Origin of the sequence: Achromobacter xylosoxidans (assembly GCF_014490035.1) — a bacterium.
In the GTDB taxonomy this organism is placed as follows: domain Bacteria; phylum Pseudomonadota; class Gammaproteobacteria; order Burkholderiales; family Burkholderiaceae_B; genus Achromobacter; species Achromobacter bronchisepticus_A.
Map to the genome: position 1 here is coordinate 2,845,914 of NZ_CP061008.1, position 16,719 is coordinate 2,862,632.

11 protein-coding genes are annotated in these 16,719 nt (G+C 67.3%); 5 read left to right on the top strand and 6 right to left on the bottom strand.

The genetic code is table 11. The annotated features are described in order from the left end of the window. Positions 1 to 26 precede the first annotated feature (26 nt). Positions 27 to 914, bottom strand: a complete 888-nt coding sequence (locus IAG39_RS13355; protein WP_059373670.1) for a LysR family transcriptional regulator — start codon at positions 912 to 914, stop codon at positions 27 to 29. A 206-nt stretch (positions 915 to 1,120) separates the two neighbouring features. On the opposite strand from IAG39_RS13355, the gene IAG39_RS13360 reads away from it, so the two are divergent. Further along, positions 1,121 to 2,725 carry a GMC family oxidoreductase gene (locus IAG39_RS13360; RefSeq protein WP_118932096.1) on the top strand — a complete coding sequence of 535 codons (1,605 nt, stop codon included), beginning with the start codon at positions 1,121 to 1,123 and terminating at the stop codon, positions 2,723 to 2,725. Between the two features lie 71 nt (positions 2,726 to 2,796). On the opposite strand, the gene cfa is transcribed toward IAG39_RS13360, so the two are convergent. Then, positions 2,797 to 3,981, bottom strand: coding sequence for a cyclopropane fatty acyl phospholipid synthase (cfa, locus tag IAG39_RS13365; protein ID WP_118932097.1), 1,185 nt, complete (start codon positions 3,979 to 3,981; stop codon positions 2,797 to 2,799). A gap of 281 nt (positions 3,982 to 4,262) precedes the next feature. Between cfa and IAG39_RS13370 the strand changes: the two genes are divergently transcribed. From IAG39_RS13370 to greB, 3 genes are all read left to right on the top strand, one after another. Next, positions 4,263 to 5,198 (top strand): alpha/beta fold hydrolase, encoded by a 936-nt coding sequence (locus IAG39_RS13370; RefSeq protein ID WP_059373403.1) that lies wholly within the window; start codon positions 4,263 to 4,265, stop codon positions 5,196 to 5,198. A gap of 65 nt (positions 5,199 to 5,263) precedes the next feature. After that, positions 5,264 to 6,109 (top strand): 3',5'-nucleoside bisphosphate phosphatase, encoded by an 846-nt coding sequence (locus IAG39_RS13375; protein ID WP_118932098.1) that lies wholly within the window; start codon positions 5,264 to 5,266, stop codon positions 6,107 to 6,109. Positions 6,110 to 6,180: 71 nt separating this feature from the next. Further along, entirely contained in the window at positions 6,181 to 6,732 is a 552-nt protein-coding gene (gene greB, locus IAG39_RS13380) for a transcription elongation factor GreB (protein ID WP_059373400.1), read from the top strand. 118 nt (positions 6,733 to 6,850) lie between these two features. Here the strand turns inward: greB and IAG39_RS13385 are convergent, their stop codons facing one another. The 3 genes from IAG39_RS13385 to IAG39_RS13395 all read right to left on the bottom strand — a co-directional run bounded on the left by IAG39_RS13385 (position 6,851) and on the right by IAG39_RS13395 (position 9,817). After that, complete coding sequence (locus IAG39_RS13385) at positions 6,851 to 7,879, bottom strand: DctP family TRAP transporter solute-binding subunit (RefSeq protein WP_059373398.1); 1,029 nt, start codon at positions 7,877 to 7,879, stop codon at positions 6,851 to 6,853. Positions 7,880 to 7,973: 94 nt separating this feature from the next. After that, positions 7,974 to 9,272 carry a TRAP transporter large permease gene (locus tag IAG39_RS13390; RefSeq protein WP_059373396.1) on the bottom strand — a complete coding sequence of 433 codons (1,299 nt, stop codon included), beginning with the start codon at positions 9,270 to 9,272 and terminating at the stop codon, positions 7,974 to 7,976. Continuing rightward, positions 9,269 to 9,817, bottom strand: coding sequence for a TRAP transporter small permease (locus IAG39_RS13395; protein ID WP_059373394.1), 549 nt, complete (start codon positions 9,815 to 9,817; stop codon positions 9,269 to 9,271). Before IAG39_RS13395 ends, IAG39_RS13390 begins: the two co-directional genes overlap by 4 nt. A 358-nt stretch (positions 9,818 to 10,175) precedes the next feature. On the opposite strand from IAG39_RS13395, the gene purL reads away from it, so the two are divergent. Then, positions 10,176 to 14,225, top strand: coding sequence for a phosphoribosylformylglycinamidine synthase (gene purL / locus IAG39_RS13400; RefSeq protein WP_118932099.1), 4,050 nt, complete (start codon positions 10,176 to 10,178; stop codon positions 14,223 to 14,225). An 82-nt stretch (positions 14,226 to 14,307) separates the two neighbouring features. Here the strand turns inward: purL and IAG39_RS13405 are convergent, their stop codons facing one another. Continuing rightward, positions 14,308 to 16,704 carry a TonB-dependent siderophore receptor gene (locus IAG39_RS13405; RefSeq protein ID WP_118932100.1) on the bottom strand — a complete coding sequence of 799 codons (2,397 nt, stop codon included), beginning with the start codon at positions 16,702 to 16,704 and terminating at the stop codon, positions 14,308 to 14,310. Between the last annotated feature and the right edge of the window lie 15 nt (positions 16,705 to 16,719).

A 16,719-nucleotide genomic window follows, 5' to 3' on the forward strand; every position in this document is an offset into this window, starting at 1 on the left:
GCACCCGTTTGGCGCAGCGGATGGACCTAGGCAAACGCCGCCTGGACGGCGGCGAAGGCCGCGGCGACCAGGGGATCGTCGCGGCGGGAGGCCTGGGTGATGAAGGCGAGTTCGGCCTGGATCGCCAGCCCCTTGACCAGCACCAGCCCGCTGGCCTGGGACTCGCGCAGCGCGATCGAGTCGCGCGCCAGCGACAGGCCCACGCCCGAACGCACCAGGTCCAGCATCGAGGCTTCCTGGTCCACTTCGGCCACGGCGTTGGGCGCGACGCCCAGCGCGTCGAACTTATCCGACAGCAGCCTGTGGTGCACCGAATCCGGCGGCGTCCAGATCCAGGGCAGGGCGGCGATCGCGGCCCAGTCACGGCCGGCCACCTGCGCGCCCCAGCCCTTGGGGGCGACGACGAAATAGGCGAAGGAGGCGAGCGGTAGCGCCTCGAGCCCGGCGGGAGCCGCGTCGCGCCCTTGCGGCCCGAGGGAAAAGCCCACGTCCAGCTCGCCCGCCCGCACCTGTTTCGCCACCGATCCGGACATGCCGTGGCGCAGGGTGGGGCGGATCTTGGGGTAGTGCTCCACCAGGTATTGCAGCGTGGCGCCCAGGCGCAGGAATTCGGGATCGAGGATGGTGCCGATGCGCAGATCGCCCTGGACGGTGTCGCGCAAGGCGCCCAGGGCGCGCTGGAAGTCGTCGAGGGCATCCAGGATGCGCTGCGCCGAGGGCAGCAGCGCGCGGCCGTCGGCATTGGGCGCCAGGCCCTGTGCCGTGCGCGAGAACAGGGTCAGGTCCAGCGCTTCCTGGAAATTCTTCAGCTGCAGGCTGAGCGCGGGCTGGGTCAGGTGCAGATGTTCGGCCGCGCGCGTCAGGTTGCCCTCGCGGGCCACGGCGGCAAAAGTGCGGATGTGCTTCAGGTCCATGGGGCGGTTCCCGGAGTAGGCGGCCAGCAAAAGGGGCTGAGCATTATTTAAGTTGCTTATAAACCGTTTTTCAACAATTCATTGGACAGTTCCGCCCGGCTGCGCGAGAGTCACGGTAGATGCCCGGCGCGTGCAAGGTCACCAGAGCCGGGTCGGCTCACCCAGTCCGCAGGCGTACCGCCCCGGCAAGAAGATAAGAAGAGCTTATGGAGACATACGACTACATCATCGTCGGTGCGGGCTCGGCCGGCTGCGTGCTGGCCAACCGCCTGAGCCGCGACCCCGCCGTGCAGGTGCTGCTGCTGGAGGCGGGCGGGAACGACAACTACCACTGGATCCATATCCCGGTCGGCTACCTGCATTGCATCGGCAACCCCAGGACGGACTGGATGTACCGCACCGAGGCGGAAGCCGGTCTGGGCGGCCGTTCCCTGATCTACCCGCGCGGCCGCGTGCTGGGCGGCAGTTCATCGATCAACGGCATGATCTACATGCGCGGCCAGCGCCAGGACTACGACGACTGGGCCGAACTGTCCGGAGATCCCGCCTGGGGCTGGGACCAGGTGCTGCCGGTGTTCAAGCGCAGCGAGGACTATCACCGCGGCGCGGACGAGTTCCATGGCGCAGGCGGCGAATGGCGCGTGGAATCGCAGCGCCTGCGCTGGGACATCCTGGAAGCTTTCGCCGGCGCGGCCGAGCAGGAGGGCATTCCGCGCGTGCAGGACTTCAACCGCGGCGACAATTTCGGCTGCGGCTATTTCGAAGTGAACCAGCGCGGCGGCTGGCGCTGGAATACCTCCAAGGCATTCCTGCGGCCGGTGCAAAAGCGCCCGAACCTGCGCGTGATGACCGGCGCCCATGCCGAGCAACTGGTATTCGAGGGCAAGCGCTGCGTCGGCGTGCAACTGCGCCGCAACGGCCAGAGCGCGACCATGCGCGCGCGCCGCGAAGTGGTGCTGGCGGCAGGCGCGGTCAATACGCCGCATCTGCTGGAACTCTCCGGCGTGGGCGAGCCCGCGCGCCTGCGCGAAAGCGGCATCGCCTTGCATCATGCCCTGCCGGGCGTGGGCGAGAACCTGCAGGATCACCTGCAACTGCGCGTCATCATCCAGGTGCAGGGCGTGAAGACGCTGAACCGCATCGCCTCCACCTGGTTGGGCAAGGCCGGCATCGGCCTGGAGTATCTGCTCAAACGCAGCGGCCCGATGAGCATGGCGCCGTCGCAGCTGGGCGCGTTCGCCAAGTCGGATCCGGGCCAGGCGCGCGCCAACGTCGAATTCCACGTGCAGCCGCTGTCGCTGGGCGCCTTTGGCGAGCCGCTGCATGGTTTTGACGCCTTCACCGCCAGCGTGTGCAATCTGCGGCCGACCTCGCGCGGCAGCGTGCATGCGCAGGGGCCGCAGGGCGCGCCCGCCATCACGCCCAGGTATCTGAGCACCGACGAAGACCTGCGCGTGGCGGCGGACTCGATCCGCCTGGTGCGGCGGATCGCGGCGGCGCCGGCCTTGCAGCGCTACCAGCCGCAGGAATGGCTGCCGGGACCCGCGTTCCAGACGGACGCCGAGCTGCGGGAAGCAGCCGGCAAGATCGGCACCACCATCTTCCATCCAGTGGGGACCTGCGCCATGGGACGCGACGCGGACGGCGGGGCGGTGGTGGACGCGCGGCTGCGCGTCCACGGCCTGGAAGGCCTGCGCGTCGCGGATGCCTCGGTGATGCCTTTGATCACGTCGGGCAACACCAATTCGCCGACCATCATGATCGCGGAGCGGGCTGCCGACATGATCCGCGAGGATGCCGCGGCCCGCTGAAACGACGCCGGGCGCCGCAGAAAAGAAAGCCGCCCTCTTGGGGCGGCTTTCTGGCGATGGCGTCACTGCCTTCAGCGCAGCGAGCGGTACATCTCCTGGCGTTGCGGGTGGGTCAGCATCACTTGCCAGAGCTGGCCCTCGCGCGAGCGGAAGAAGCCCGCGCAGCACATCAGGTAGTACTTCCACATGCGGTAGAAGCGGTTGCCATAACGCGATTCCAGGCCGGGCCAGGCGCGCTCGAAGTTGTCCCACCAGGCCATCAGGGTGCGGTCGTAATCCGCGCCGAAGTTATGCCAGTCTTCAATGATGAAGCGGCTTTCCACGGCGGTGGCGATCTCCCGGGCCGATGGCAGCTTGCCGTTGGGAAACACGTAGCGGTCGATCCAGGGGTCGGTGCTCTGGCTGGTGGCGGCGATGCCGATGGTGTGCAGCAGGAACACGCCGTCCGGCGCCATCAGGCGCTGCACGTTGCTGAAGTAGGTGTCGTAGTTCTTGGGGCCGACGTGCTCGAACATGCCTACCGACACCACCTTGTCGAAGCTGCCCTGCAGGTCGCGGTAGTCCTGCAGCAGCAGTTGCACCGGCAGGCCCTTGACCCGTTCCTGCGCCAGCGCCAACTGTTCCTTGGACACGGTCACGCCCGTGACCTTGACGCCGTAGCGTTCGGCGGCGAAGCGCGCCAGCCCGCCCCAGCCGCAGCCGATATCCAGCAGCGTTTCGCCTTCGCGCAGCTGCAGCTTGCGGCAGATCATCTCCAGCTTGGCCAGCTGCGCCTCTTCCAGCGTCTGGGCGTTTTCCCAGTAGGCGCAGGAATAGATCATGCGGCTGTCCAGCATGGCCTCGAACACGTCGTTGCCCGCATCGTAGTGCTGTTCGCCGACCTCGAACGCGCGGTGCTTGGACTGCAGGTTGAACAGCTTGTGGCGCAGGTGTTCGGCGATCAGCTTGACGCGCGCCAGGCCCAGCGCCGCCGACCCCATGTCCGCGCGCAGCAGGCGGGTGAACAGTTCGTCGAGCTGGTCGCAGTCCCATTCGCCGTCCATGTAGGATTCGCCCAGGCCCAGCGACCAACTGGCGAAGACGCGGTCGTACATATGTTTGTCATGAACCTGGATGTCCCAGGGGCGGTTGCCGTTGATGCGGACGTCGGCCCGGGCCAGGATGTCCTGGAGCACTTTGGGAGGTTCGGGGGGAGGGGAACTGGCGGATTGATGGCCGGTGGCGGCCAGCGGCGAGGAAGGACTGCTCTGCTGCATACGGACTCCATATCAATTTTGGGATGACTGATCTGGCAATGCTTGAAACTTCCGACTCTGATCCTAACAGGTCCGCAACTCCAATTTAATGATTGGATCGCCTCGATAGGCAATGGCAATTCCGCGGCGGCGGCGATCCGGATGCCAGGATCGTAGCGACGACCGGGCCGATAGTCCAGAACCCCACGGCCGGGGTGTTGCGGCGGCGCAGCCCGCCGTCCTATAAGATACCGGCCTGGCGCGCCTTCGCCATGGCGCGCAACGACTTGTGGAGTGTATCGATGGTGGACGCCAGCCTGGAACCCCGTTTGGATTTCGTCACATGCGCCAGCCCGGCGGGACTGCACCGCATGGCCTACTGGGAATGGGGCGACCCGGCCAACGACCAGGTGCTGGTCTGCGTGCACGGACTGACCCGCAGCGGGCGGGACTTCGATACGCTGGCGCGGAGGCTGGCGGGGCGTTATCGCGTGGTCTGCCCGGACGTGGTGGGACGTGGCCGCTCCGACTGGCTGGCCAATCCCGCGTTTTACACGGTGCCGCAGTACGTCTCGGACATGGTGACCCTGCTTGCGCGCCTGAAGCCGGCGCGGCTGGCCTGGGTGGGGACGTCGATGGGCGGCCTGATCGGCCTGGCGCTGTCGGGCGCGGCCGTGTTCGCGCGCGCCATGCTGGCCATGCGTCCGCACGCGGGCATGCTGCCGCCCGAGCAAGGCTTCCATCTCGACAAGCTGGTGCTCAATGACGTCGGGCCGCGCCTGGAGACGGGCGCCCTGGCGCGCATCGGCCAGTACGTGGGCGAACCCGGCGAGTTCGCAAGCTTCGAAGAGGCCGTGGCCACCATGCGCGCCAACTCCACCACGTTCGGCCCGCATACCGACGCGCAGTGGGCGGACTTGGCGCGCTATCTGTATCCCCGGCAGGGCGATAAGTGGGTCAAGCATTACGACCTGGCGCTGTCGCAGGCCCTGGCCGCGCAGACCCCCGAGGAACTGGCGGCCGGCGAACAGATCCTGTGGCGTTCGTATGATTCCCTGCCGTGCCCCGTGCTGATCGTGCGCGGCGCGGAATCCGACTTGCTGACGCGCGCCACCGTCGAGGAAATGCTCAAGCGCAATCCGCGCGCACAGGCCCATGAAGTGGCCGGCGTGGGCCATGCGCCCACCTTGATCTCGGACGAGCAGGTGGATCCGGTCGCGTCCTTTCTGCTGTCCTGACCGCGCCGTAAACAGGGGACGGCTCGGCGCTATCCACGCTGCCGGGCCTTCTCTACAATAGCTGGATGAACGCGCGCACACTGAACATCGATCTGCATTGCCATTCCACCGTCTCGGACGGCTCGCTCGCGCCGCGCGACGTGGCGCAGCGCGCGCATGCCAACGGCGTGGACGTATGGGCCTTGACCGACCACGACGAAATCGGCGGCGTGGCCGAAGCGGCCCGCGCGGCGCGCGAGCTGGACATGGACTTCGCCACCGGCGTCGAGATCTCCGTGACCTGGGCGGGCGTGACCGTGCATATCGTGGGCCTGCGCTTCGACCCCGAGAACGCTGCCCTGATCGAAGGCCTGCGCAAGACCCGCTCCGGCCGCGCCGAACGCGCCAAGCGCATCGGCGAACGCCTGGCGGAAATGGGCATGCCCGGCGCCTATGAAGGCGCGCTGCCGTTCGCAGGCAACCCCGAACTCATCAGCCGCACGCACTTTGCGCGCTATCTGGTCGAAGCCGGTTATTGCCCCGACGTGCAGACCGTGTTCACCAAGCATTTGGGCGATGACCGCCCGGGCCACGTGCCCATGCAGTGGGCCACGCTGGCGGAAGCCGTGGGCTGGATCCGCGGCGCGGGCGGCATCGCCGTCATCGCGCATCCCGGCCGCTACAAGTACGCGCCGCTGCAGTTTGCCGCGCTGTTCGACGAATTCCTTCAGCTGGGCGGCCTGGGCATCGAGGTCAACACCGGCAGCCATACCCCGGAAGAGGCCCGCTATTATGCGGATGTGGCGCGCCGCTATGGATTCCTGGCGTCGCGCGGTTCGGACTTCCATAGTCCGAAGGAAAGCCGGGTGGACCTGGGCCGCTTGCCGGCCTTGCCGCCCGACCTTAAACCGGTCTGGCACGACTGGTTCTGACGCGGGCGGCGGCCGGGCCGCCTTGCCCTTCAAGCTATCGACTGTGACCGCGCCGAGACGGCGCAACCGCCATGAACAAAGCCTTTGTCAAAGAGTCGGACAACGAGGACGACGACGATCTGCCGCAAGCCCAGGCCCTGCCTGCCGGCACCAAGAACTACATGACGCCCGGCGGCTATGAGCGCCTGCGCGGCGAACTCACGCACCTGATGAACGTGGAGCGTCCTTCGGTGGTGCAGGTGGTGTCGTGGGCCGCGTCCAACGGCGACCGTTCCGAGAACGGCGACTATCTGTACGGCAAGAAGCGCCTGCGCGAAATCGACCGCCGCATGCGCTTCTTGACCAAGCGGCTGGATATCGCCGAAGTGGTCGATCCGGCCGCGCAGCCCAACCGCGACCAGGTCTTCTTCGGCGCCACGGTGCTGTATTCCGACAAGGCCGGCGAGGAACACAACGTGACCATCGTCGGCGTCGACGAGGCCGAGCCGCTGGCGGGCAAGATCAGCTGGATTTCGCCGGTGGCGCGCGCGCTGATCAAGGCCAAGGAAGGCGACACCGTGGTGCTGCGCACGCCCGGCGGGATCGAAGAGCTGGACATCCTGGAAGTCAGCTATCCCGCATAAAAGAAAACGGGCGCCAGCTTGTGGCCGGCGCCCGTTGGTGGGCGGGATCTGACGTCCCTGCCTCGGTTGGCGGCTTGCGCCGCCGTTCCCCTGGGGCTTGCTGCTTGTTCTTTGCGGCCTACTTCTTGCGATTGGCGATCGACTTTTCAGCCAGGTTCACCAGGTCTTCGCCGATCTGCTTCTTCCACTTGTCATAGACGGGCTTGGTCACCTTGACGAAGGCCTCGTGGTCCGCCTGCGACAGCGAGGTCACGGTCACGCCGTGGCCCGCGATCTCCTTCAGCAGCGACGGGTCTTCAGGCGTCACGCCCTTGCGCGCGATCACGATCTGCTGCTTGCCGGCGTCCAGCGCGGCCTGGCGCACGATGTCGCGGTCCTTTTCGGACCAGGAATTCCAGACCTCGCGGTTGACCACGAAGATCAGCGGATCGGCCACGTAGTTCCACAGCGTCAGGTATTTCTGGCCCACGGTGTAGAGCTTGGAGCCGGTGTAGATCGACAGGGGATTTTCCTGGCCGTCCACCGCGCCGCTGGCCAGCGCCGGCTGGGCATCGGCCCAGCTCATCTGCGTGGGGTTGGCGCCCAGCGCGGTGAAGGTGTCGATGTACAGCGGCGAGCCCACCACGCGCAGCTTCAGGCCCTTCATGTCCTCGGGCTTCTTGATCTCGTGCTTGGAATTGCTCAGCTGGCGGTAGCCGTTCTCGCCCCAGGCCAGCGGCACCACGCCGGCCTTCTCGATGAGCTTGAACATTTCCTTGCCCACGTCGCCCTGCACCAGCGCATCGATGGCGGCGTAGTCGGGCATCAGGAAGGGCAGGGAGAACAGGTTCAGCTGCTTGACCTGCGGCGACCAGTTGATGGTGGAGCCCACGGCCATGTCGATCACGCCCTGGCGGATGGCGGTGAATTCGCGCGTCTGGTCGCCCTGGACCAGCGAGGTGCCGGGATAGACCTTGATGTTGATGCGGCCCTGCGTGCGCTCGCGCACCAGGTTCGACCAGATTTCAGCGCCCTGGCCCCACGGGAAGGTGGTGCCGACCACGATGGAGAGCTTGTATTCGGGCTTGTAGTTCTGCGCATGCGCAGGCGCCATGCCGACGACGGCCGCCGCGCACAGGGCCGCTCCGATCAGGTTGCGGAATTTCATGTTGCGTCTCCTCTCTTTGCGTGTCTGTTGTTGTAGTGAATACCGGTACCGCCGGCCTTGGGGTCGCCCCTTGGGGGCGTCCTGTTTGGCCCTTTCAATAACCCAGCTTCTTGGGCAGCCACAGCGCCAGCTGCGGGAACACCAGCACCGCCACCAGCACCAGGAACATCGCGCCCAGCAGCCACACCACCCAGCGCACCGTCGACTCCATCGGCACGCGCGCGATGCGGCACGACACCATCAGGTTCACGGCCAGCGGCGGGGTGAACTGGCCCAGGGCGACCTTCAAGGTCAGGATCACGCCGAACCACACCGGATCCCAGCCATAGGCGTTGGCGATGGGCATGAGCAGCGGCACGAAGATCAGGAAGATGGAGATGCCGTCCAGGAACATGCCTACCGTCATCAGCAGCAGGATCAGCAGCGCCAGCACCCCCCATTCGCCCAATCCGGAGTTGACGATGGCGTGGGTGATGGGATCGATCACGCTCAGGGTGGAAAGCGCCCAGGCGAAGATGCCGGCCAGCGTGACCACCAGCATGATGACGGCGGACAGCTCGGCGGCTTCGCGCAGGATGGTGTACAGGTCGCGCAGCTTGATGGTGCGGTGGATGAACATGCCCACGAACAGGCCGTAGAACACCGCGACCACGGCCGCTTCGGTAGGCGTGAACCAGCCCATGCGCATGCCGCCCAGGATCAGCACCGGCGCGGCCAGGCCCCATGAGGCTTCGCGCAGGCTGGCCCAGAAAGGCGGGCGGGGCAGGTGGGCTTCCAGCGCGCCCATCTTGTACTTGCGCGACAGCCAGACCGCCGGAATGATGAGCGCGAAGCCGGCCAGAATGCCGGGGATCATGCCGGCGGCGAACAGCGCCGGCACCGATGCGCCAGGCACCAGCACCGAGTAGATGATGAAGGCCACCGAGGGCGGGATCAGGATGTCCGTGGCGGCGCCGGCCGCGACCACGGCAGCGGAGAACGAGCCCGGATAACCGGCGCGCGACATGGCGGTGATCATCACCGCGCCCACCGCGGCGGCGCAGGCCGGGCCGGAGCCGGAGATGCCGCCCAGGAACATGGCCACGGCGATCGATACCAGCGGCAGCATGCCGGGGCCGCGGCCGACGATGGCGATGGCGAAATCCACCAGCCGCTTGGCCACGCCGGAACGGTCGAAGATCGAGCCCACCAGCACGAACATGGGGATGGCCAGCAGCGGATACTTGGCCAGGCCGGCGTAGAAGTTCTGCGGCACGGTCAGCAGGCCATACCAGGGCGTGTCCAGGTTGGACAGCACGATGGCCACGGTTCCGCCCAGGCCCAGGGCCACGCCGACCGGCACGCCGATCAGCATCAGGACGATGAAGACGGTGAAGAGGATGGCGGCGATCATTGCTGATCCTGCCCGGCGGCGCGCCCGCTCTTGGCGATGCGGCGCAGCGTGCCGATGGTGCGCAGCGAGATCGCCGCGGCCATCACGGGCAGCCAGATCGAATACCACCAGGTCGGCACGCCGATGGCGGGGGAGGTCTCTTCGTAGATGTACTCGTCGGAAACCAGCTTCACCGACAGCACGGTCAGCAGCAGGAAGAAGGCCAGCACGCAGCTGTTGGAGATCAGCGCCATGATGCGCTGGCGGCGCGGCGAACCCGAGTCCGCCAGGATCTCGATGCGGATGTGGTGGTTGCGCACGAAAGCCACGCTGCCGCCGGCCATGGTCAGCACGATCAGCAGGAACACCGAGATTTCTTCCGTCCAGGCAAAGGACTGGTCGGTGAAGTAGCGCACCAGCACATTCAGGAAGGTAATGATGGCCAGGGTCGCCAGCAGGATCACGGCCAGCCAGTCTTCGATGGCCAGCGGCACTTTGACTGCGGGATCTGATTCGGTGGGAATGATCGGTTCGACAGGCTCGGCGGGGGCTTCGGGGCGGGACATGTGAGGCAGCGGCCAGCGCGCGGGTAGGCGCCATGCATTAATGGGGGTCGCTGCATCCTACCGTTGCGCCGTGGGGCCGGAAGTTCGTGTTTTCCCGCGGTGCGGGATAAGCGCAACATGTTGCGCCGCCGCATAAGCGCCGGGCTTGCGGCGCGGCTCGTGTTGGGAAAGGTTCGCAATGGCGGGAATTTGTCGTCGATATTGCTCTGCACCATCAAACCGCGGGATGCCTGGAATTCTTTTGTAACAGTGGTCGAAATCGGGCCATCGGAGGTCGGTGGAACAAGCTCTCCGGGAAAACCCCCTAAACGGGTAAAATCACGTTTTGCTCTCCTTCTCTTTATACGGCGCCCGCATCGTGTCCCTAGTTCAGCATCTGCCTGGTTCCTCCGTCCTGTCCTCCTTCCGTCGCGATCGCCTCCTGGCGCAATTGAAGGAAGCCGGCCTGCCGGTGGCCGACATATCCGCCCGCTACGAGCACTTCGTCAGCACCGACGCGGCCCTGACGGCCGAACAGCAGCAACACCTGACCCAATTGCTGGACTACGGCACCCCCGCCACCGGCGACGCGCCGGCCAAGAGCCTGTCCCTGCTGGTGATCCCGCGCCTGGGCACGATTTCGCCCTGGGCCAGCAAGGCCACCGACATCGCCCACAACTGTGGCCTGGCGTCCGTGCACCGCATCGAGCGCGGCGTGCGCTACGTGATCACCCCCGAGCGCGGCCTGCTGGGTACCAAGTCCTTCGACGACGCCATGCTGGCGCGCGCGGCCGACTGCCTGCACGACCGCATGACCGAAACCGTGGTGGACGCCAGCTTCGACGGCCAGGCGCTGTTCCAGCCGCTGGCCGGCAAGCCCATGCGCACGGTCGATGTGCAGGCGCGCGGCGCCGAAGCCCTGGCCGAGGCCAACGTCTCGCTGGGCCTGGCGCTGTCGGACGATGAAATCGAGTACCTGGCCAAGTCCTTCAGCGACCTGGGCCGCGATCCCACCGACGTGGAACTGATGATGTTCGCCCAGGCCAACAGCGAACACTGCCGCCACAAGATCTTCAACGCCCAGTGGGTGATCGACGGCCAGGAACAGCCCAACACGCTGTTCGGCATGATCCGCGCCACCCACAAGGCGCAGCCCGAGGGTACCGTGGTCGCCTATTCGGACAACGCCGCCATCATGGAAGGCGGCCCCGCGCAGCGCTTCCAGGCCGGCGTGCCGGGCGTGACGGGCGAGGGCGTCGAAGGCGCCAAGTACATCCGCCGCAACACCACCGTGCACACGCTGATGAAGGTGGAAACCCACAACCACCCGACCGCGATCGCGCCGTTCCCCGGCGCCTCGACCGGCAACGGCGGCGAGATCCGCGACGAAGGCGCGACCGGCCGCGGCTCCAAGCCCAAGGCCGGCCTGACCGGCTTCACCGTGTCGCACCTGCGCTTTGACGATGCCTTGCAGCCCTGGGAAGCCGACCATCACGGCCTGCCGGAGCGCATCGCCTCGCCGCTGTCTATCATGATCGACGGCCCCATTGGCGGCGCGGCGTTCAATAACGAATTCGGCCGTCCCAACCTGCTGGGCTATTTCCGTTCGTTCGAACAGACCGCCGGCGGCACGCGCTGGGGCTACCACAAGCCCATCATGATCGCGGGCGGCCTGGGCAGCATCGATGCCGGCCTGACGCACAAGGACGTGATTCCTCCGGGCGCGCTGCTGATCCAGCTGGGCGGCCCGGGCTTCCGCATCGGCATGGGCGGCGGCGCCGCCTCCAGCATCAGCATGGGCAGCAACTCGGCCGAACTGGACTTCGATTCCGTCCAGCGCGGCAACCCTGAAATCGAGCGCCGCGCCCAGGAGGTCATCGACCGCTGCTGGCAGCAGGCCGAGAACAACCCCATCATCGCGATCCACGACGTGGGCGCGGGCGGCCTGTCCAATGCGTTCCCGGAACTGGTGAACGACGCCGGCCGCGGCGCCATCTTCGACCTCAAGCGCGTGCCGCTGGAAGAATCGGGCCTGTCGCCCGCCGAAATCTGGAGCAACGAATCCCAGGAACGCTACGTCCTGTCGATCCTGCCCAAGGACCTGGAACGCTTTGACGCCATCGCCCGCCGCGAACGCTGCCCCTACGCGGTGGTGGGCGTGGCCACCGAAGAGCGCCAGCTGCGCGTGGTGGACGGCGAGGGCCTGCCGGGCCTGGACACCATCCGTCCGCAGGGCGAAGCCGAAGTGCGTCCGGTGGACGTGCCGATCGACGTCATCCTGGGCAAGCCGCCGCGCATGACCCGCGACGTCACGCGCCTGCCCGGCGTGTCCGCGCCGCTGGACCTGGCCGGCATCGACCTGACCGAAGCCGCCTACCGCGTGCTGCGCCACCCCACGGTGGCCAACAAGTCCTTCCTCATCACCATCGGCGACCGCACCGTGGGCGGGCTGTCCAGCCGCGACCAGATGGTCGGTCCGTGGCAGGTGCCGGTGGCTGACTGCGCCGTGACCCTGGCCGACTACGAAGGCTTCCGCGGCGAAGCCATGTCCATGGGCGAACGCACCCCGATCGCCATGCTGGACGCGCCGGCCTCCGGCCGCATGGCCGTGGCCGAGGCCCTGACCAACCTGGCTGCGGCCGACGTGGCGCGCCTGGAAGACATCAAGCTGTCGGCCAACTGGATGGCCGCCTGCGGCGTGGCCGGGCAGGACGCCGCGCTGTACGACACCGTGTCCGCCGTCAGCGACCTGTGCCAGGCCACCGGCCTGTCGATCCCGGTGGGCAAGGATTCCCTGTCCATGAAGACGTCCTGGGAACAGGACGGCGAACAGCGCCAGGTGGTGGCGCCGGTGTCGCTGATCGTCACGGCCTTCGCGCCCGTGGCCGACGTGCGCGCCAGCCTGACCCCGCAGCTGCGCACCGACGCCGGCGACAGCGTGCTGATCCTGATCGACTTGGGCCGCGGCCGCCATCGCATGGGCGGCTCGATCCTGGCGCAGGCCTACAACCAGGTCGGCGAAACCGTGCCGGACATCGACGCGCCGCAAGACCTGCGCGCGTTCTTCGTCACGATCCGCACCCTGGCCGAAGCCGGCACCATCCTGGCCTACCACGACCGTTCCGACGGCGGCCTGTTCGCGACCCTGACCGAAATGGCCTTCGCCGGCCGCACCGGCATCTCGGTCAACCTGGACATGCTGACCTTCGATCCGCAATCGGCGGATTGGGGCGATTACAAGATCCGTCCCGAGCAGGTGGCGGTGCAGCGCGAGGAACTGACGCTCAAGGCGCTGTTCTCCGAAGAAGCCGGCGCCGTCATCCAGGTGCCGGCCGCCCAGCGCGACGCCGTCATGCAGGTGCTGCGCGGCGCGGGCCTGTCGGCGCATTCGCATGTCATCGGCGGCCTGAATGGCGCCGACGAAGTCGAGTTCTACCGCGACGGCAAGAAGGTCTGGGGCCAGCCGCGCGCCGAACTCGGCCGCGCCTGGAGCGAAGTGTCCTACCGCATCATGTCGCGCCGCGATAACCCGGCCTGCGCCCAGGCCGAGCTCGACGTCTGGAACGACGTCACGGATCCGGGCATGAGCCCCAACGTGGACTTCGACCCCCAGGAAGACGTGGCCGCGCCCTTCGTCAACACCGGCAAGCGTCCGCGCGTCGCGATCCTGCGCGAGCAGGGCTGCAACAGCCAGGTGGAAATGGGCTGGGCCTTCGACACCGCCGGCTTTGAAGCCATCGACGTGCACATGACCGACCTGTTGTCCGGCCGCGTGGATCTTGCGCAGGTGCAAGGCCTGGTGGCCGTGGGCGGCTTCAGCTACGGCGACGTGCTGGGCGCTGGCGAAGGCTGGGCGCGCACCATCCGCTTCAACAGCAAGCTGTCGGATCAGTTCGCCGCCTACTTCGCGCGTCCCGACACCTTCGCGCTGGGCGTGTGCAACGGCTGCCAGATGATGGCCGCGCTGGCGCCGATGATTCCGGGCGCAGAATTCTGGCCGCGCTTCACGCGCAACCTGTCGGAAAAATACGAAGCCCGCCTGGCGATGATCGAAGTGGCCAAGTCGCCGTCGATCTTCTTCGCCGGCATGGAAGGCGCGCGCATTCCGGTGGCCGTGGCGCACGGCGAAGGCTATGCGGACTTCTCGCAGCAGGGCGACGCCAGCCGCCTGCTGGCCGCCGCGCGCTACATCGACAACCGCGGCCAGGCCACCGAAGCCTATCCGTTCAACCCGAACGGCAGCCCGGGCGGCCTGACCTCGGTCACCACCGCCGACGGCCGCTTCACGGTCATGATGCCGCACCCGGAACGCGTGACGCGCAACGTCATGATGTCCTGGGCGCCCGAGAAGTGGGGCAAGGCGGATGCCGGCGGCGCGTTCAGCCCCTGGATGCGCATCTTCCGCAACGCGCGCGTCTGGCTGAAGTAAGCCAAACGCTGGCGCCGGGGCTTGCTTCCCGGCGCTTGCGCGAAACGCCCCGCTACTTGGCGGGGCGTTTTCATTGTGGCGCTCAGAACTGGTACTTCACCCGGCCGATGACGCTGCGGCGGCTGCCCGGATAGCAATCGCTCAGGTCGGAGCAGGTCGCCAGGTATTCCTTGTCGAACAGATTGGTGGCGTTGACCGACAGCGTCAGGTGCTTGTCCACCGCATAGGACACGCCCGCGTCCACCAGCGTGCGCCCGGCGATCTCCAGCGTGTTGGCGTTGTCGCCGTAGGTCGAGCCCACGTAGCGCAGGCCTGCGCCCAGGCTCAGTCCGGCCAGCGCGCTGTTGCGCACCGTGTAGTTCAGCCAGCCCGACGCGCTGTGCTCGGGCACCAGGGCAGGGCGGTTGCCTTCGGTGCCGTTGTTGGCGCGGGTGATGCGGGCGCGCACATAGGTATAGGAACCGGTGAAGTCCCAGCCGTCGCCCAGGCTGAACTTGCCTTCCAGTTCCACGCCGCGCGATTGCACCTCGCCCGAAGCGACCTGGAATCCGGGGTTTTGCAGGTCATTGGTCAGTACGTTGCTCTTCTTGATGTCGAAGACCGCCAGCGTGTAGAGCGCATTCGACCCGGGCGGCTGGAACTTGATGCCGCCTTCCCATTGACGTCCGCGCGAGGGCGCGAACGGAGAACTGCCATTGGCCGGCGCCGAGGTTCCGGTATTGGGCAGGAAGGACTGGGCGAAGCTGACGTAGGGCGCGACGCCGTTGGGCATGACGTAGTTCAGGCCGGCGCGGCCGCTGAAGCGGCTGCCGCTTTGATTGGAGTCGTTGTTCAGGATCCGGTTTTCGGTCTTCTGGCTGTACCAGTCGTAGCGGCCGCCCAGGGTCAGCACCCAGCGCTCGTCGAAGCGGACCTGGTCCTGCAGATACAGGCCGGTCTGGTGCGTGCGCTCCAGGTAGTTGGCCAGCGGTATGGTCGGCGTGGGCACGTCCACGCCATAGACTGGATCAAAGGGGTTCAGGCTGGGGGCGGGCCCCATGGTGCGCGACACGTCCGCGCTGCTGCGGTTGAAGTCCAGGCCCAGCAGCAGCGTATGGGCCAGCGGGCCGGTGCGCAGGTCGAACTGGGCTTGGTTGTCCAACGCCAGCGCGGTCATGCTTTCGTCGTAGCGCCGGGCAGTGCGGGCGATGCCGGTGGGCGTCAGGCCGGCCAGGAACATGTTGTCCAGGATCGAATCGACCCGCCCGTAGCGCAGGTTCTGCCGCACCTGCAGCGTGTCGTTGAAACGATGCTCGAACAGATAGCCGATGCTCTTCTGGTCCTGGTCGTAGCGATTGAAATTGGGATCGCCGTTGCGCAGATTGGTGGGCTTGCCGTTCACCGTAACCGTGCCGATGGTGCCGCCGGAACGGTCGCGCAGGTACTCCGTCAACAGCGTGAAGCGGGTCGCGGCGGAAGGGGCCCAGGTCAGCGAAGGCGCCAGGAACAGGCGGTCGTCCGAAATGCGGTCGCCGTTGGGGTAGGTGAATTGCGTGTTGGCGTCGCGCGCCACGCCGATGATGCGGTACATCAGCGTGCCGTCTTCGGTCGCGGGGCCGGTCAGATCGACCGCGGCCTGCTTGCGCTGGAAGCTGCCGTACTCCAGCTCGGCCTCGTAGTGCGGCGTGGCCGAGGGCAGCTTGCTCACGCGGTTGATGACCCCGCCCGCGTCGCCCTGGCCGTACAGCACGGAAGAAGGGCCGCGCAGCACTTCGATACGATCCAGCGCGTAGGGTTCGCTGCGGAACAGGGTGTAGCCGGACGTGGCCTGGCGCAGGCCGTCCTTGTAGTCGCTGGTGGCCTGGGCGTTGAAGCCGCGCAGCATGACCCAATCGAAGCCCTTGGGATCCACGCCATACGTTTCCACCGTCACGCCGGGCACGTAGCGCAGCACTTCGGTCACGCTTTGCGCGTTCTGCGCTTCCATCTGCGCCCGCGTCACCACCGAGATCGACTGCGGGACTTCCAGGATGGGCGTGTCGGTCTTGGTGCCGGCCCGGGTTTCCTCGGCCACGTAGCTGTCGGGCGCCACGCTCGAGGCCCGCACGGTGACAGGCTCCAGCGTGGAAATGCCTGCCGCGCCGGGCGGCAGCGGACGCAGCACGTAGCCGCCGCCTTCCTGCCGCGCGGCCAGGCCGCTGCCGGCGAGGATCGCGGCATAGCCCGCGTTCAGGCCATAGGCGCCGCGCAGGCCGGGGCTGCGGCGGCCCGCGGTCAGGGCGCCGTCGATGGCGATGGTCACGCCCGCCTGCTGGGAGTAGGCGTTCAGCACCTGGTCCAATGGGCCGGCGGGAATGTCGTAGCTCCTGGCGGCCCGCTCCTGGGGCGAGGGGGAGCCTGGTCCCGCGGCCATGGCGGCGGGGGGCGCGGCCAGCGCCAGGGCGGTCAGCGCCAGCGCCAGCGTGCTGCGGGCGGGCTTGGGAGTGGAGCGGGCTTGCATGGAGTGGGTTCCTCG